The organism is Brachybacterium sp. J144, assembly GCF_036321705.1.
GTDB lineage: Bacteria > Actinomycetota > Actinomycetes > Actinomycetales > Dermabacteraceae > Brachybacterium.
Genome location: NZ_JAZDCG010000019.1, coordinates 1 through 17,886 on the forward strand (window position 1 = coordinate 1; position 17,886 = coordinate 17,886).

Sequence of the window (17,886 nt, forward strand, 5' to 3'; positions counted from 1 at the left end):
GTCGCCCTGGCGGGCGGCGCCTGATTGTGGGTGTGGCGCTCTCCCCCCCCCCCCCCCCCCCCCCCCCCGCCGACCCGTCGGAGGAAGGACGGACCATGGTCATGACCAATTCCAGCGCGCCGGATGCGCTCGCCCCGGTGCAGCTCGACGAGGGCCCCGCGCCCGGCGCGAGCTCGACCCACCGGCGCCGCAGCCTGCTCAAGCGGCTGCGCCGCGCCCCCGTGCTCTATCTGATGCTCATCCCCGGGATCGTCTACTTCGCGGTCTTCAAGTACGCCCCGATGTACGGCATCACCATCGCCTTCCAGGACTACCTGCCGTTCCTCGGCATGCAGGGCAGCCCCTGGGTGGGCCTGGACCACTTCGAGCGGCTGTTCAGCGGCCCCGACTTCGGGCGCCTGCTCAGCAACACCCTGATCCTCGCGGTGCTGAACATCGTCATCGCCTTCCCGGCGCCGATCATCGTCGCGCTGATGCTCAACGAGCTGCGCAAGCAGCTGCTGAAGAAGTTCATTCAGACCGCGATCTACATCCCGCACTTCCTGTCCTGGGCGATCGTGTCGGGCCTGACCTATCTGCTGTTCGCCCTCGACGTCGGCCCGATCACGGTGCTGTTCAACGACCTGTTCGGCGGGCGCGTCAACTTCCTCGCCGACCCCGACTGGTTCCGGCCGCTGATCATGGCGCAGACCCTCTGGAAGGGCACCGGCTGGGGCACGATCATCTACCTCGCCGCGCTCGCCGGCGTGGACAAGAACCTCTACGAGGCCGCGATGCTCGACGGCGCGGGGCGGTTCCAGCAGCTGCGGCACGTGACGATCCCCGCGATCATCCCGACGGTGATCATCATGCTGATCCTGAACATCGGCAACTTCCTGGACACCGGTTTCGAGCAGATCTACATGCTCACCAACTCGCTCAACCGCGATGTCGCCGACGTCTTCGACACCTACGTGTACTTCATGGGCATCACCAACGGCGCGTACAGCTATTCGACGGCGATCGGCCTGTTCAAGTCCGTGGTCGGCCTCATCCTCATCCTCGGAGCGAACTGGCTGGCCAAGAAGTTCTCCGACTCGTCCTTGTTCTAGGAGCCCGCCATGTCCTCCCTGCAGTACAACACCCCCAAGGACAGGATCTTCGACGGGGCGAACATCGCGCTGCTGCTCGGCTTCGCCGCGCTCACGATCCTGCCGTTCCTCTACGTGCTCGCCGCGTCCTTCGCCTCCGAGGCGGAGATCGTCGCCCGGCCCTTCTTCCTGTGGCCGAACGACCCGACCCTCGAGACCTACCGCTACATCTTCTCGACGGACACCTTCGTCCGCTCGCTGTTGGTGACCATCGGCGTGACCGTCGTCGGCACCCTGGTGCAGATCACGATGACCCTCCTGATGGCCTACCCTCTCTCGGACCCGAACCTCGTCGGCCGCGGGCTGATCATGCGCCTGGTGCTCTTCGCCATGCTGTTCTCCGGCGGCATGATCCCGCTGTTCCTCGTGGTCAAGCAGCTGGGCCTGCTCGACTCGTACTGGGCGCTGATCCTGCCGATGGCGATCAACCCCTTCAACCTGATCGTCATCCGCACCTTCTTCCAGCAGCTCCCCGGCGAGCTGCGGGAGGCTGCGGAGATCGACGGCGCGAACGAGTTCACGACCTTCTGGCGGATCATGCTGCCGCTCTCGAAGCCCGTGATCGCGACCTTCTCGCTCTTCTACGCGGTGGGTCTGTGGAACGACTTCATGTCGCCGCTGCTGTACATCTCCGACAGCTCGAAGTGGACGCTGCAGATGTTCGTGCGCCAGGTGACGATCTCGACGGATCCCTCCACCACGATCGGCAATCTCGATCCCAACTACGTCCCGCCCAAGGAGGGCCTCAAGTTCGCGGTGATCGTCATCGCGACCCTCCCCATCATGTGCGTCTACCCCTTCCTGCAGAAGCACTTCGCCAAGGGCGTGATGATCGGCTCCGTCAAGGGCTGATCCGGCGACACCCGGGACGCCGCGTCCCCGCACCACCCCTCCGAGAGGACCCCCATGACCTCCCTTCCCGACACCGGGATCCGCCTGCTCGAGCCGCGCGAGGGCGCCGCCGCCGTGCCCGCCCAGTGGGGCGTGCCCTGGCCCCGCGGCGCGGTGCGGGAGCTGCCCGCGCTCGACCTCGTCGGCGAGGACGGCGCCACGCCGGTCGACAGCTGGGTGACGGCCCGCTGGCCCGACGGGTCGGTGAAGTGGTCCGGTCACGCGGGCCTCGCGCCGACGGGGGAGGGGCAACTGCTCCCCCGGGAGGGGACGGGTCCGGACGCCGGTGGGGAGACCCCCGCGGGGGCCGACGGCTCCGGGCGGGTGCGGATCGAGGAGGCGGCCGACGGAGGCCTCCGCGTCGTCTCCGATCGTCTGACCCTCGAGGTCGGCCCCGGGACCGCGCCGATCCGGGCGCTGCGCGCCGAGGGGCGCGAGGTGGGGGTCGCGGGCCGGCTGGTCGCCTCGTCGGCCGCCTCCGCGGACCCGCGCGCGCCGCGCCGCGAGCACGAGGTGCGGATCGACGACGTGCGCGTCGAGCGGGCGGGGGAGCAGCAGGCGGTGCTGCGCCTCGCGGGCCGGCACGAGGTCGACGGCGAGAGCGTCCTGCCCGTCGTCCTGCGGCTCTACGTCACCGCCGGCACCCCGCGCGTGCGGATCGTGCACTCGATCGTGTGGGACGCGGATCCGGAGCGACTTTTTCTGACCTCCCTCGGCCTGCGCGTCGACGTCCCGCTGCGCGCCGCCCCCTACGACCGGCACGTGCGCCTCGCCGGCGGCGCCGGAGGCTTCCTCACCGAGGCGGTGCAAGGCGTGACGGGACTGCGCCGCGACCCGGGGGAGGAGGTGCGCCGCGCCCAGGTCGAGGGCCGCCCCACCCCGCCGCTGACGGAGTGGGCGGAGACGGTCTCCGGCCGGCTGCGCTTCGTCCCCTGCTGGGACGCCTGGACCCTGCGCCAGCTCTCCCCGGACGGGTACACCGTCGCCAAGCGCACCGACGCCGAGCATCCCTGGATCGCCGCCCCCGGCGGCTCCCGCTCCCGCGGCTACGCGTACGTCGGCGACACCCACGGCGGCATCGGCGCCGGCCTCCGCGACTTCTGGAGGATCCACCCCACCCAGCTCGACGTCGAGGGAGCCCGCGGCGACGCCGCGACCCTGACCGTGTGGATGTACTCCCCAGCGGCCGAGCCGATGGACCTGCGCTTCTTCCACGACGGCCTCGGCCAGGACACCTTCGAGGACCAGCTCGAGGCCCTCGAGATCACCTACGAGGACTACGAGCCCGGCTTCGGGGACGCCCGCGGCATCGCCCGCACCCACGAGCTGGTGCTCGACGCCCTCGGCGCGACCCCGCCCTCCGAGGAGCTCTCCGCGCTCGCCGCCGCCTGCGCCCTCCCGCCGCAGCCCGCCGCCTCCCCCGAGCGGATCCGCGCCGCGGGCGTGCTCGGGATCTGGGCGCCGGTGGACCGCTCCACCCCGCAGCGCGCCCACCTCGAGGACCGGCTGCTGTTCCTGCGCGAGCACTACCTCCGCGAGGTCGAGCAGCGCCGCTGGTACGGATTCTGGGACCACGGCGACGTCATGCACACCTACGACCGGGACCGGCACACCTGGCGCTACGACGTGGGCGGCTACGCCTGGGACAACTCCGAGCTGTCCCCCGACCTGTGGCTGTGGACCGACTTCCTGCGCAGCGGCGACGCCGCCGTGTTCCGCCTCGCCGAGGCGATGAGCCGCCACACGGGCGAGGTCGACCAGTACCACGCCGGTCCCTTCGTCGGCCTCGGTACCCGGCACAACGTGCAGCACTTCGGCTGCAGCGCGAAGCAGCTGCGCGTCTCGAGCGCCGTCTACCGCCGCCACCACTTCTTCCTCACCGCCGACGAGCGGGTCGGCGAGCTGCTCGACGAGGTCGCCGCCTCCGAGGACGCGCTGCTGCGGGTCGACGCGACGCGGAAGGTCCGCACCGACGTCTACGCCCCCGACCGCCGCGCCCTCGCGATCGGCCTGGGCACCGACCTCGGCGCCCTGCTCGGCGCCTGGCTGACCGCCTGGGAGCGGCACGGTGACGCGGGCGCCGAGGAGAAGATCCGCGGGGCGCTCGCCGGGATCGGCGCTCTGCGTCAGGGCTTCTTCACCGGAGAGGCGCTGTGGGACCTCGAGGCCCGCCGCTTCGACACCACCCGCGAGCGGATCCAGGTCTCCCACCTCGCCGCGGTCTTCGGCCTCGCGGAGATCGTGCCCGAGCTGCTCGACCTCGTGGACGATCCGGGCTTCGCCCGCGCGTGGGACGAGTACTGCCGCTACTACCTCGCGACCCCCGAGGAGCAGACCGAGCGCTTCGGCGCCCCGCTCACCGGGATCTCGCTGATCCCCGCCTACAGCCGCCTGCTCGCCCAGCACGCCGCCTCCGCCGAGGACCCGGAGCTCGCCGCGCGGGCCTGGGACGCCTTCCTGCTCGGGAAGGGGGACCAGGTCAACTCCGACTCGATGGTCGCCCGTGCCGACTGGTCGCTGACCAGCGTCGACGGCCCGACGGTCCTCGAGCCCGTCCTCGAGGCCGACTTCCTCGGCACCAACGGGGCCGCCCAGTACGGTCTCTCGGCGATCGCGAACCTCGCCCTCATCGGGGAGCACCTGCCCGCGCGGATCCCGTACCTCAACGGTAACGACGTCGGTGACGACGATGACGGCGCCGCGGCCATCGCGTCCGCGGGGGAGGCGCGGCGATGACCTACCACCTCGCCGGGGACTCCACGGTCGCGGCGTGCCCGCCCGCCGAGTTCCCCATGTCTGGCTGGGGCGCGCTGCTCGACGCGCACGTCGACGCCCCCGTGCGGAACCTCGCCGTCGGCGGCGGGACCACGGAGTCCTGCCGGGAGACCTACTGGCCCGAGCTGCTCGCGGGCCTCGCCCCGGGCGACACGGTGCTGATCCAGTTCGGGCACAACGACCAGAAGCAGCCGGAGCTCCTCGGCGCCCGCACCGGCTACGCGGAGCGACTGCGGAACATGGTCGCCGAGGTCCGCGCCCGGGAGGCGCGGCCCGTGCTGTGCACCTCCGTGGAGCGCCGCCGCTTCGTCGGCGACCGCCTCGAGCCCAGTCACGGCGACTATCCGGACACCGTGCGCGACCTCGCCCACGAGCTCGACGTTCCCCTCATCGACCTGCAGGTCTTCACCAGCTGGCTGTACGAGGACCTCGGCGTCGAGGACTCCCGCTCGCTGCTCAGCCACTACCCGCGCGGACTGCACCGCACCTGGCCCGACGGGCTCGCGGACGACACGCACTTCCAGCGCCGCGGGGCCGACAAGATCGCCGCGTTCGTCGGCTGGAGCCTCCGAGCGATCGAGCGCCGCGACGGCCACCGCCTCGCCGCCGGCGACCCGCGCGGCGGCGGGCTGAACCCCGACGCGACCACGTCCGTCGGCCCGACGGACCAGACGGACCAGACTGGCCCCACCGATCCTGCCGCCCCGTCGGCCCCCACCGCCCAGGAGCCCCGATGACCAACCCCGACCTCAACCACCTTCTCGCCGCGTCCACCGCGCGCAGCCCGCATCGCTGCTGCTTCCTGCTGCACGTGCGCCCCGAGAAGCTGACCGAGTACGTCGCCGCGCACCAGGACGTGTGGGCCGAGATGCGGGAGGCCCTGTCCGCGGCGGGCTGGCGCAACTACTCCCTCTTCCTGCGGCCCGAGGACGGGATGGTCGTCGGGTACTTCGAATCCGAGGACGTCGACGCCGCGCAGGACGCCATCGCCCGCGCCGCCATCAGCCCCCGCTGGGAGGCGGCGATGGCCGAGTACTTCGCCCCCGGCGGCGGCGAGAAGCAGGTCCTCCCGCAGTACTTCCACCTCGCTTGATCACCGCGCTGTGCCTCCGCGGAGAGGCTGGCCGTCCGACGAACTCCCGCGACCGAGCGGGCGGGAGCCGAGGGGCGGAAAGCGCTTGACCTCGTGGGCCGGGCCGTCAAGGATGGGACGACGACCATCGTCGGGCCCTCACGCGCCGAGGCGTGACCGACACGTCGACCCCCGCGCGGCCGTGCCGCGGCGGCTCACCCCCTCCGAGGAGACTCGATGTCGACCCCCGAACCCGCCCCGCAGATCCTCAACGACAACGGAGCCTGGTGCTGGTTCCAGGACGAGCGGGCCCTCGTCGACCCCGAGCGGCGACTGCTGGTCGTCGGCTCGATCGCCTCGGTCGCGGGGAAGGACGGGGACCGCCGCGGCGGCGATCTCGACCTGAACGTCGTGGACCTCGGGACCGGCGAGGTGCAGGTCGTGACCCTGCACGAGGGCTTCGAGTCCGACGACCACGACGTCCCCGCCCTGTGGCTCCGCCCCGACGGCCGCTGGCTCGCCGTCTACGCCCGCCACAAGACCGACGACAACACCTACTGGCGGATCAGCGAGGTCGGCGACCCCACGCGCTGGGGCGAGGAGCGGGTCTTCGACTGGTCCCATCTCACCGACGGCCGCCGCGTCACCTACTCGAATATCCACGAGATCGACGGGCGCCTGTACTGCCTGGTGCGTGCGATCAACGACGACCCCTGCGCCCTCGTCTCCGACGACCTCGGGGAGAGCTGGACCTTCGCCGGCAAGCTCTTCGAGAGGGAGAAGATCGGCTACGTCAACGCCTACGCCCGCTATGCCGACGGCCCGGACGGCCTGCACGTGGTCGCGACCGACCATCACCCGCGCGACGACGACAACGCGATCCACCACGGCGTGATCTCCGGCGGCCGCCTCCGTGACTCGACCGGCGCCGTGGTGGGCGGCGAGCTGTTCGTCGACCCGCCCGTCAACCAGGACCAGCTCACCACGATCCTGCCCCGCGGCAGCGAGGTGGGCGGCGCGCTCCTCAGCCACGCCTGGACCACCGACCTGCGCGTCGTCGACGGCGTGGTCAGCGCCGTGATGACCGCCCGCGCCGACCACCCCGGCTGGCCCGAGGGCGCCGCGATCACCGGCCCCGATGCGGTACGGGACGCCGACGGGAACGACGTGCCCGTCCCCGATCTGCGGCTCCTCTACGCCCGCCTCGGCGCCGACGGGCAGTGGACCGTCTCCCCGCTCGCCGCCGCCGGCCCCGGCCTGCTGCCCCACGAGCAGGACTACAGCGGTCTCGCGGCCCTGGACCCCTACGACGCCGACGCCCTCGTGGCCTCCACCCCGATCGACCCGCGCGACGGCCGCACGCTCGCCCACCACGAGCTGTTCCGCGGCCGCACCGCCGACGGCGGGCTGACCTGGTCCTGGACCCCGATCACCGAGGACTCGGCCGTCGACAACCTGCGCCCGATCCTCGCCCCCGGCGATCCGGCGACCGAGCACCTGCTGTGGTTCCGCGGCGACATGGACTCCTCGCAGCGCTTCGACTGCGAGGTCGTGCTCGCCTCCCGGCCCCGCTGAGCCCGCCCCCGTCGGCTCCGTCACGCCCGCGCTCGGCACCCGCCGCCCCGCCACGCCCGCACCACCCCGAGAGGTCCCCATGACCACCACCGATTCCCCCGCGCAGCTAGGCGACATGGCGCGCCGCCTGCGCGTCCTCGCCGCCGCCCTCGCCGACGGCGGCCCCACCCCCGAGCAGGACGCCGCCTGGAACGCGCCCTACGGGCCCCGCGAGGAGTGGGATCTCCGGGTCGAGGACGCCGAGGCGCCGGGGCCGCACGGTCCCGTGCCCGTGCGGGTCTACACCCCGACCGTGGCGGCGACCGGGCCCCGCCCCGTGCTCGTCTTCTGCCACGGCGGGGGCTTCCAGCACGGCGACCTCGACATGCCCGAGGGCGATGCGACCGCGCGCGGCGTCGCCGGCCGGGCGGACGCCGTCGTCGTCTCCGTCGACTACCGGCTGTGCGACGAGCCGCCCGGCGGCAGCCCCGCCCGTCGGATCCCCGGCACCGCCCCCGACCTCGACGTGCGCGCCCCCATCCCCTGCGACGACGTGATCGCCGCCGTCGACTGGACCCGCGCGCACGCCGACGAGCTGGGCATCGACCCGGACCGCCTCGCCCTCGGCGGGGCGAGCGCCGGCGGCAACCTGGCCGCCGCCGCGAGCCTGCGCCTGGCCGAGGCGGGCCGCGCCCCCGCCGCGTCGCTGCTGATGTACCCGGTCACGCATCCGCTGAACCCCGAGCCGACGGAGGAGGAGTCCGCAGCGCTCGCCGAGCTGCCCGAGCAGTTCGGGTTCTCCCCGGAGAAGATGCGGCGCATGGCCGAGAACTATCTCGGCGGGCCGCTCGAGCGCGCCACCGCGCACGACTTCCCGGGCCTCGGCACCCCCGAGCAGCTGGCCGTGCTGCCGCGCACCTATCTCGAGTCCGACGAGTACGACCACCTGCGTCTCTCCGCCCGTCGCTACGCCGAGCAGCTCGCCGAGGCGGGCGTCGAGGTGGAGTACGCGGTGCGCGCCGGTGTCACCCACGGCCACCTCAACAAGGTCGGCCTGCCCGAGGCGGCCCAGTCCGTCGACCGCCTCGCCGCGATCCTCGGCGAGCTCTGACCCCCGCGTCCCGCCACCTCCCGGAGAACCCTGATGCCCCGCAGACCCCGCCCCCTGTCCGCCCCGCTGTCCGTGCGCTCGCTCAGCCGCCGCCGGGCGCTCGCCGGCGCGTCGATCCTCGCCGTCGGCGGCGCGGCCCTCGCCGCCTGCAACCCGAACGCCGCGGAGCGCAGCGGCGGCGACCAGGCGATCCGCTTCTCCTGGTGGGGCAACACCGACCGCCAGGCCACCACCGAGGAGATCGTCGCGCTCTTCCGCGAACGGAACCCGGACGTCACGATCACCACCGAGCCGGGCGACATTTCCTCCTACTGGGACCGGCTGAACACGGCCGTCGCCGCGAGCGACGAGCCGGACGTGATCACCATGGGCGGCGCCTATCCCGCCGAGTACGCCGAGCGCGGCCTGCTGCTCGACCTCGGGTCGATGGCGGAGCAGCTGGACCTGAGCGTCTTCGACGAGTCCTCGCTCTCGCCCGGCACCGTCGACGGCACCGTCGTCGCCGTCCCCACCGGCATCAACGCCCCCGCCATGATCGTGAACCCCGCCGTGCTCGAGGCCGCCGGGATCGACATGCCCGACACCGCCACCTGGACCTGGGACGAGTACGTCGAGGTCTGCGCCGCCGTGACCGCGGCGAGCCCCGAGGGCACCTTCGGCTCCGGCACCACCCTCACCCACGACTCCCTCGACCTGTGGGCCCGCCAGCGCGGCCAGAACCTCTACACCGAGGACGGACAGCTGGGACTCGACATCGGCACCGTCGAGGGCTTCTTCCAGCTGGCGAAGGACCTCGTGGACACCGGGGCCGCCCCGAGCGCGGACCGCCTCGTCGAGCTCGCCGAGGTCTCCAACGAGCAGACCCTCATGGGCACCGGGCAGGCCGCGTTCATGGCCACCTGGTCCAGCTCGCTGACCTCCCTCAGCGAGGTCGCCGCGACCGAGCTGCAGCTCGTGCCCCTGCCCGGCGAGGGCCGGGAACCGGGCGCCTGGCTGCAGCCCTCGCAGATGTACACGATCTCGAACCGCACCGCCGCCCCGGAGATCGCCGCGAGCTTCGTCAGCTTCCTGCTCACCGACCCCGACGCCGGCCGGCTCGTGCTCACCGACCGCGGAGTCCCCGCCGTCGCCGCCCAGCGCGAGGCGATCCTCCCCGAGCTGTCCGCGACCGCCCAGGCCGAGGTCGCTTACATCGACCAGCTCTCCGCGATGGAGCTGAAGCCCACGTGGATCGGTCCCGCCGGCTCCACCGCGATCGAGGAGATCACCCCGCGCAATCAGCAGGAGGTCCTGTTCGGTCGGATGACCCCCGCCGAGGCCGCCGCCGCCTGGTTCGAGGAGGCCACCGCGGCGATCGACGGCTCATGATCGACCGGCGGGCGCTCGTCGACCGGCACCGACCCCGGCTCGACGCGGGCAGCGCCGCGGTCCTCTCGGTCGGCAACGGCCGCTTCGCCGTCGGCCTGGACCGCACCGGGACCCACACCCTGCCCGCCGTGCCCGGCGCCGCGCAGGCGACGGCGCTCGCCGAGTGGGGCTGGCACAGCGTGCCGCAGCGGGACGACGCGACCTGGGAGGAGCATCTGCGGGTCTACGACTCCCCGCACGGGCCCGCGACCTACATGGATCTCGTCGGCCCCTCCGAGGCGGGCGCCGACGAGGGCCGCGCGACCTGGTTCCGCGCCAATCCGCACAAGGTCTCCCTGCTGCGGCTCGTGCTCGTCGAGCGGGACGGCGGCCGGGTCCTCGACCCCGCCGCCGTGACCGACGCCGAGCAGCAGCTGGACCTGTGGACGGGCCTGGTCACCAGCCGCTTCCGGTATCGCGGCGACGAGATCACGGTGCTCACCGCCGCCGACCCCGAGGCCGACGCGCTCGCGCTCGCCGTCAGCGGCGGAGACCTCGCCCTCGAGCTGCGCTTCCCCTACGGCAGCGAGGCCTGGGACGGCTCCGCCGACTGGGCACGGGAGGACGCCCACACCACGGCCGTGGACGGGCCGACGATCCACCGCGAGCTCGACGACCTCGGCTACCGCGTCGACGTGACCGGCGCCCGGGTGCGCCGGGTCGGCGCGCACCGGGTGCGGCTCGACGCCCCCGACGCCGGGGGAGCCCGACCGGACGCGGCGGGAACCGGGCCGCTCGATGTCGCGCTCCTGCTCCGCCCCACCCGCTCCCCGCACCTCGCCCTCACCGCCCGGCCGACGGGGCACACCGACCTCCCGCGCGACGCGGCCGAGATCCGGCACCGCTCGGGCCGCTTCTGGGGCGAGCACTGGGAGGGCACGGGCGCGCTCGACCTCTCCGCGGCCGACGATCCCCGCGCGCACGAGCTCGAGCGCCGCGTGATCCTGTCGCGCCAGATCCAGCGGGTCCATGCCGCGGGCGTCTTCCCGCCCGCCGAGACCGGTCTGCTGCAGAACTCCTGGCGCGGCCGCGCCCACCTCGAGATGCACTGGTGGCATGCGGCGCCCTTCCCGCTCTGGGGCGACGCGGACTCCCTGCTCCGCGGCCTCGGCACCTATGCGGCGCTGCTGCCGTCGGCCCGTGCGACCGCCCGCGAGCAGGGGCTGCGCGGTGCTCGCTGGCCCAAGCAGATCGGCCCTGACCTGCGCGAGTCGCCGAGCGACATCGGCCCCTTCCTGCTGTGGCAGCAGCCGCACCCGATCCACCTCGCCGAGCTGTGCCGCCGCGCCGACCCCGCCCTCGGCGGCGACGGGATGCTGCAGGAGATCGTCGAGGAGTCCGCCGAGTTCCTCGCCACGGTGCTCCGCGAGGACCCCGACGGGCGGCTCGGGCTGGGCCCGCCGCTCGTCGGCGCGCAGGAGCGTCACGTCGCAGACCGCGCCCGCCTGCAGGACCCCGCCTTCGAGCTCGCCTACACCGCCTGGGCGCTGCGGATCGCCGACGCCTGGCGCGAGCGCCGCGGCGATCCGCGGGCCGGGGAGCTGAGCGCGCTCGCAGCGCGCGTGCACTCCCCGCTGCGGGCCGACGGGCGCCTGCGCACCTTCCGCGTCGGCCCCGCGATGACCCGGTCCGACCACCCCGCCCACCTGCTCGCCCACGGCCTCGTCCCGCCGACCGGCACGATCCCCGACGCCGCCGCCGGCGAGGCGCTCGACGACGCCCTCGCCGAGTGGGACTGGGAGAGCACCTGGGGGTGGGACTGCCCTGCCGCGGCCCTCACCGCGACCCGGCTGGGCCGGGCCGAGCAGGCCGTCGACCTGCTCCTGCGCGACACCCCCAAGAACCGCTTCGACGCGGCCGGGCACTGCTTCCAGCGCGACACTCTGCCCGTCTACCTGCCCGCCAACGGCGGCACCCTGATCGCCGCCGCGCTCATGGCGGCCGGCTGGGACGGCGGCCCGCCGCAGCCCGGTCTGCCCGCCGCCTGGGGTGCCCGCGTCGAGGGGGTGCAACCGCTACCGGGGCCGCTCCCGGCGCTGTGACCTGCCCGAACTGCTGACTTGCTCGCCCCTGCGGAGCCGCCCGCCTCGGTGGCGGGCGCGCCCCGCTGACCCGCGCGCCCAGCTGCCTGTCCTCCGGAAGGATCCGCCATGACCAGCACGCCGACCCCTGCCCAGCACGGCATCATCGCCGCCCACGCCCGCGCCGACGAGGTCGCCGCCGCCGGCTCGGACTACCTCGAGCAGTCCGTCGTCGGCTCGCTCCTCGTCGAGCATCCGACGGGGGAGTGGGGCCCCGCCGCCGGGCTCGCCCCGGTGCCGCCCGCCCCGAGCTTCGCGATGCTCTGCCCCGGCACGATGCGCGTCTCCGACCCCGCGGTGCCCCTCGCCGAGACCGAGACCTACCTGCGCGCGGCGTTCGCGGCGATCGCCCCGTGGGCACGTCCTGGCGCCACCGTCGTCCTCGGCAGCGGCGGCGCGCGCCGGATCCCGGAGGGCGTCTCCCGCGCCGACGGCGAGCAGCGCTTCGCCGGCTCCGTGCGCCTCGCCCGTGACCACGCCGCCGAGCAGGGGCTCGAGGTGCTTCTCGAGCCCCTGCACCAGGGCGAGACCGACCTCGTGAACACCCTCGAGCAGGGGGCCGCCTTCCTCGACACCCACGACCTGTCCGACGTGCGGATGGTGGCGGACCTCTTCCACGTCATGCTCGAGGACGAGAGCCTCGAGACCGTCCAGCGCCTCGCCGGTCGCGTGGGCCACGCCCACATTGCCGACACCGACCGCCGCCCGCCCGGGCAGGGGGACTGGCCGCTCGCCGAGTTCCTCACCGCGCTGCGCGACGGCGGCTACGCCGGGCACGTCTCCATCGAGTGCTTCACCTGGGAGGACCTCGCCGTCGAGGGCCGCGCGGCACTCGCGGCGGTGCGCGAGGCGGACCCGGCCGTCTGACGCGAATGGCGAGCGCGGCGTCGTCGGCCCCATCCGAGCGGCGTGCCGCCGACCCGCCGCGCCGTACAGTGCGGGCATGGCATCACTGAGGGACGCCCGCGAGGGCGCCGAGAACGTCGAACGCGCCGCGGAGAGCGTCACCGAGCATCCCGTCTTCGAGGGGATCGCCCGGGGCGGCTTCGTGATGAGCGGACTCGTGCACGTACTGATCGGCTGGTTCGCGCTGCGCGTCGGCCTCGGGGACTCGGGGCAGGACGCGGACCAGTCCGGAGCGCTGCGCGCCGTGGCCGCCGCCCCGGGAGGCAACGTGCTGCTGTGGATCGGCGGGCTCGCGATGCTCGCCCTGACGATCTGGCACCTCGCCGAGGCCTGGTTCGGCGCGAAGTGGGAGCGCGACGCCCGGAAGCGGACCGCCCACGTGGTGAAGACCCTCGGCAAGGCCGTCGTCTACGGGGCGCTCGGCGCGACGGCGCTGCGCTTCGCCGTCGGCGGAGGCAGCGACTCGGGCCAGCAGACCTCCGAGGTCACCGCCGGGATCATGAGCTCGCCGGGCGGCCGGATCGCCGTGGTGGCGCTGGGCCTCGCGGTGATCGCCATCGGCGGATATCACGTGGTCAAGGGCATCTCGCGTCGCTTCGAGGACGACCTGCGCCCGACGGGGAACCAGCGCATCGGCCTCGCCGTGATCGTCTCCGGCGTGGTCGGCTACGTCGCCAAGGGCGTGGCGCTGATCGCCGTCGGCGCCCTCTTCGGATGGGCCGCGATCGGCGCCGACCCCGAGAAGGCGACCGGCATGGACGGGGCCTTCCAGGCGATGGCCGCGCTGCCCGCCGGCGTGGTGCTGCTGGCCGTGGTCGGGATCGGGCTCATGCTCTACGGCGTCTACGCCGTGCTGCGCTCCCGCTACGCCCCGCTCTGAGCCGCGCTGCCCCGCTGACGCCCCGGTCCGCCTCGCCCCGCACCGCGGTGCCCCGTCGGCGCTCCCCGCCCGCGCACCCCGCCCGCGCACCGCCAGATCGTGACCATTCCGTGACCGTCGTGACTCTCGACACTGCTTATCTCAAGGGTTAGGTTAAGTCTCATCGCACGACGTGGGCACCGCAGCCCAGCGCTGGACGAGGCACAGCCGCCCGCCGAGCCGTCGCTGCGCTCCGACGAGAGGCACGCCCATGCGTCCTACACCATCCACTGCGCGGATCCGCTCCGCGCACCCCGGGTCGGGCATGGCGGGGCGCCGCGTCGTCGGAGGATCCGCCGCGCAGACCACCGAGGTCGCGCGCCACCACCGGGGAGGGGACCGAGGATGACCGTGAAGGCCGTCGGGATGGTCGACAGCACGCCGACCGAGCCCACCATCGCGCCCAGCAGGCGCCGCTCGTGGCGGCACCGGCTGTGGGAGAGCCGCGTCCTGCTCATCATGTGCCTGCCCGCGATCGTCTTCTTCATCGTCTTCAGCTACGGCCCGCTCCCGGGCAGCTGGATCGCGTTCACCAACTACAACTTCCGCGACGGCATCTTCGGCAGCGAGTTCGTGGGCCTGAAGAACTTCGAGTTCCTCGCGAAGTCCGGGCAGCTGTGGCTGCTCACCCGGAACACGCTGCTGTACAACCTGGCATTCATCGTGATCGGCAACGTCCTGCAGATCGCGATCGCGATCATGCTCAACGAGATCCGCCACCGGTACTTCAAGAAGATCAGCCAGGCGGTGATGTTCCTGCCGTACTTCATCTCCGTGGTGCTGATCGGCGTGATCGCCTTCAACCTGCTGAACTACGACACCGGCGCGATCAACGCCCTGCTCCGCGCCACCGGCGGCGACCCGATCAAGATCTACTCGACCGCCGGGCTGTGGCCGATCATCATCATCCTGTTCCAGCTGTGGCAGTCCACCGGCTACGGCTCGATCGTCTACTTCGCCGCGATCATGGGCATCGACAACTCGATGTTCGAGGCCGCCGCGATCGACGGCGCCTCCGCCTGGCAGCGCATCCGGCACATCATCCTGCCGAGCCTCAAGCCCACCTTCATCATCCTGCTGCTGTTCTCGCTCGGCGGCATCATGCGCGGCAACTTCGGGCTGTTCTGGAATCTCGTCGGGAACAACTCGGCGCTGTATGGGACCACCGACATCATCGAGACCTCCGTCTACCGGATGATCATGTCGCAGAACAACTTCACCGCCTCCACCGCGGTCGGTCTCTACCAGTCCCTGTTCGGCCTGTTCCTGGTGCTCCTGTGCAACTGGATCGTGCGCCGCATCAACCCCGACTACGCGCTGTTCTGAGCGGACGGAGGACCACCATGACCGCACCCGCCCCCGGCGCCCTCGGCGCGACCGAGATCCCCCAGGTCGGCGACCCGACCGCTCCCCGCCAGCGCAGCAAGCCGGTGAGGATCAAGCTGGACCGCGGCGAGATCGTGCTCCGCACCATCTCCTACCTCTCGGTCACGATCTTCACGATCTTCTGCGCGCTGCCGTTCCTGCTCATCCTCTCGGCGTCGATCTCCGACGAGGCGGTGATCATGAAGGAGGGCTTCGGGCTGTTCCCGAAGGGGTTCTCGCTCGAGGCCTACGAGTTCATCTTCCGCTACCCGCGGGCGATCATCGGCTCCTACGCGGTCACGATCATCATGACGGTCGCCGGCACCGCGATCGGCCTGTTCATCATCGCGATGACCGGATTCGCGCTGCAGCGCCGCGACTTCGCGTACCGCAACTACATCTCGTTCTTCATCTACTTCACGACGCTGTTCTCCGCGGGCCTCGCCCCCACCTATCTGTGGATCACCCAGGTGCTCGGGCTGAAAGGCTCCTATCTCGCGGTGTTCCTGCAGCTGCTGATGACGCCGTGGCTGATCATCCTGATGAAGAACTTCGCCCGCTCCGTCCCGTGGGAGATGGTCGAGAGCGGGAAGATGGACGGCGCCGGGGACTTCCGGATCTTCTGGCAGCTGGCTTTCCCGATGCTGAAGCCCGCGCTGGCCACCGTCGGCCTGTTCCTCGCGCTCGGCTACTGGAACGAGTGGTACCTGTCCTCGCTCTATCTGGGCAGCGCGGTCGAGTTCAAGCCGCTGCAGTACTACCTCTACAACGTCATCAACACCGCCAACGCCCTGAAGAACTCGGTGGCCGGCGCGAACGTGACGGTGACGCAGCTGCCCACCAACACCCTGAAGATGGCCAGCGCCGTCGTGGCCACCGGCCCGATCGTCCTGCTCTATCCCTTCGTCCAGAAGTACTTCGTCTCCGGTCTGACCGTCGGCGCCGTGAAGGGCTGAGCCCCCGCTCATCGCCCCGCACGTCCCGCCCCGGACCGACCGACTGCAGTGCCCACCACCCGCCCCTGACTTCATCGAGGAAGCTGAGGACACACCATGGAACGCAGGACCCTTCTCAAGATCGGCGCGGCATCCGTCCCCGCCCTGTTCGTCTCCACCGCGCTGACCGGCTGCGGCACCGGATCCGGCTCCGGCGGCGGGGGCGACACCCCGACGATCACCATGCTCGTGCTCGGCGACAAGCCCACCAACGGCCGCGTCGAGGCGATGCTCGAGCAGCTCAACACCCTCCTGACGGAGAAGGCCGGCGCGACCCTCGACCTGTACTACGTCGAGTGGGCCGACTGGCAGACCCAGTACAACGTGCAGCTGCTCTCCGGCGACGGCTCGATCGACCTAATCGGGACCGCCACCGACTGGCTGTACGCGTGGGACAACGCCGGCAAGGGCGCCTTCCTCGAGCTGGACGAGGCGCTGCTGCAGGAGAACGCCCCGAAGACCTGGGAACAGGTGAACGCCGACGGGCACTGGGACCTGTGCAAGCTCGACGGCACGATCTACTTCGCCCCCGAGGACAACTACACCCAGTTCACCAACCACGGCTTCTTCTACCGCGGCGACTGGGCGACCGAGGCCGGCTTCGCCGACGGCACCATCACGAAGTTCGAGGACTTCACGACGTACTTCCAGTGGGTCAAGGACAACCAGCCCGAGGCGTACCCGTGGGACGTCGCCGGCTCGAACGGCGCCGTGCTCGACGGGTACATCGCCGGCCACGCCGACTTCCAGACCATCCAGGGCATCGCCGCCGGCATCTACTTCCCGCTGCACACCACCGAGGCGGACCCGTACAAGGTCACGTCGTGGCTGATGGAGGGCGACGTCCTCAAGGAGGCCGCTGACCTCGCGAAGCAGTGGAACGAGATCGGCGTGTGGCGCGAGGACGCGCTGAACTACGACGGCGACACCCGCGAGCTGTTCTACGCGGGCCTCTCCGGTGCGGACCAGCACCACACCCAGACGTTCCTCACCGGCATCGTCAACAACATGACCACGAAGCAGCCCGACTCGGACCCCCGCTTCTTCTACTGGGGCACGGAGAACGGGAACTTCTTCAAGGACCTCAAGACCCACGGCGCGATGGCCGTCGCCGCGAGCTCGGGCAATCCGGAGAAGGCGCTCGCCGTCTACGACGCGCTGCGCAACGACGAGGAGTGCTACAGGCTGATCAACTTCGGCATCGAGGGCACCGACTACATCGTCACCGACGGGAAGCTCGACTTCCCCGAAGGCTACGACCCGTCGACCGACGGGCTCGGCGCCAACTTCTGGTACGGCCGCATGGACGACTACGAGCTCGACCGCGTCACCGACGCGCCGAACAAGTGGGACTTCTACGGGGAGCTCGACGGGATCGCGAAGGAGTACCCGTACGAGACCTTCGTGATCGACCAGAACCCGTTCGCGCCGTCGCTCTCCGCGGTCAGCGGAGTGCTCTCCGAGTACCTGCCGCAGCTGCAGTACGGCAAGTTCGACGACCCGAGCGCCGCGGTCGACGAGATGCGCGCCGAGCTCGAGTCCGCCGGGATCAACGACATCATCGCCTCTGTCCAGGAGCAGATGGACGCCTGGACCTCGGAGCAGGGCCTCAGCTGACCGGTGCCGAAGGGGGGGAGGGCGCAAAGACCCCCCCCCCCCATAAGACACAACCCGAAGAAC

At 71.9% G+C, this 17,886-nt stretch carries 14 protein-coding genes; all 14 read left to right on the forward strand.

Annotated features, from left to right (window positions below; translation table 11 throughout):
• Window positions 1–101: 101 nt before the first annotated feature.
• The 14 genes from V1260_RS07285 to V1260_RS07350 all read left to right on the forward strand — a co-directional run bounded on the left by V1260_RS07285 (window position 102) and on the right by V1260_RS07350 (window position 17,823).
• On the forward strand, window positions 102–1,091 hold the full coding sequence (locus tag V1260_RS07285; RefSeq protein WP_329746151.1) for an ABC transporter permease: 990 nt from the start codon (window positions 102–104) through the stop codon (window positions 1,089–1,091).
• Window positions 1,092–1,100: 9 nt separating this feature from the next.
• Window positions 1,101–1,982: a carbohydrate ABC transporter permease gene (locus tag V1260_RS07290; protein ID WP_329746152.1), complete on the forward strand. Its 882-nt coding sequence runs from the start codon at window positions 1,101–1,103 to the stop codon at window positions 1,980–1,982.
• 54 nt (window positions 1,983–2,036) lie between these two features.
• A complete protein-coding gene (locus tag V1260_RS07295; protein ID WP_329746153.1) occupies window positions 2,037–4,757 on the forward strand; it encodes an exo-rhamnogalacturonan lyase family protein in 2,721 nt (906 codons plus the stop codon).
• Window positions 4,754–5,533 carry a rhamnogalacturonan acetylesterase gene (locus V1260_RS07300; protein ID WP_329746154.1) on the forward strand — a complete coding sequence of 260 codons (780 nt, stop codon included), beginning with the start codon at window positions 4,754–4,756 and terminating at the stop codon, window positions 5,531–5,533. Before V1260_RS07295 ends, V1260_RS07300 begins: the two co-directional genes overlap by 4 nt.
• Window positions 5,530–5,889, forward strand: coding sequence for an L-rhamnose mutarotase (locus V1260_RS07305; RefSeq protein WP_329746155.1), 360 nt, complete (start codon window positions 5,530–5,532; stop codon window positions 5,887–5,889). The genes V1260_RS07300 and V1260_RS07305 overlap by 4 nt, the downstream gene beginning before the upstream one ends.
• A 216-nt stretch (window positions 5,890–6,105) precedes the next feature.
• Window positions 6,106–7,443: a BNR-4 repeat-containing protein gene (locus V1260_RS07310; RefSeq protein ID WP_329746156.1), complete on the forward strand. Its 1,338-nt coding sequence runs from the start codon at window positions 6,106–6,108 to the stop codon at window positions 7,441–7,443.
• A 79-nt stretch (window positions 7,444–7,522) separates the two neighbouring features.
• A complete protein-coding gene (locus tag V1260_RS07315) occupies window positions 7,523–8,533 on the forward strand; it encodes an alpha/beta hydrolase (RefSeq protein WP_329746157.1) in 1,011 nt (336 codons plus the stop codon).
• A 33-nt stretch (window positions 8,534–8,566) separates the two neighbouring features.
• Window positions 8,567–9,901 (forward strand): ABC transporter substrate-binding protein, encoded by a 1,335-nt coding sequence (locus tag V1260_RS07320; protein ID WP_329746158.1) that lies wholly within the window; start codon window positions 8,567–8,569, stop codon window positions 9,899–9,901.
• Window positions 9,898–11,982, forward strand: a complete 2,085-nt coding sequence (locus V1260_RS07325; protein ID WP_329746159.1) for a hypothetical protein — start codon at window positions 9,898–9,900, stop codon at window positions 11,980–11,982. The genes V1260_RS07320 and V1260_RS07325 overlap by 4 nt, the downstream gene beginning before the upstream one ends.
• A 108-nt stretch (window positions 11,983–12,090) precedes the next feature.
• A complete protein-coding gene (locus V1260_RS07330; protein ID WP_329746160.1) occupies window positions 12,091–12,888 on the forward strand; it encodes a sugar phosphate isomerase/epimerase family protein in 798 nt (265 codons plus the stop codon).
• Window positions 12,889–12,964: 76 nt separating this feature from the next.
• Entirely contained in the window at window positions 12,965–13,807 is an 843-nt protein-coding gene (locus V1260_RS07335; protein WP_329746161.1) for a DUF1206 domain-containing protein, read from the forward strand.
• Between the two features lie 384 nt (window positions 13,808–14,191).
• The gene (locus tag V1260_RS07340; RefSeq protein WP_329746162.1) at window positions 14,192–15,172 is read left to right on the forward strand and encodes an ABC transporter permease; all 981 of its coding nucleotides are present in this window, start codon (window positions 14,192–14,194) and stop codon (window positions 15,170–15,172) included.
• 17 nt (window positions 15,173–15,189) lie between these two features.
• Window positions 15,190–16,167, forward strand: coding sequence for a carbohydrate ABC transporter permease (locus V1260_RS07345; protein WP_329746163.1), 978 nt, complete (start codon window positions 15,190–15,192; stop codon window positions 16,165–16,167).
• A gap of 96 nt (window positions 16,168–16,263) precedes the next feature.
• Entirely contained in the window at window positions 16,264–17,823 is a 1,560-nt protein-coding gene (locus tag V1260_RS07350; protein WP_329746164.1) for an ABC transporter substrate-binding protein, read from the forward strand.
• Window positions 17,824–17,886 lie beyond the last annotated feature (63 nt).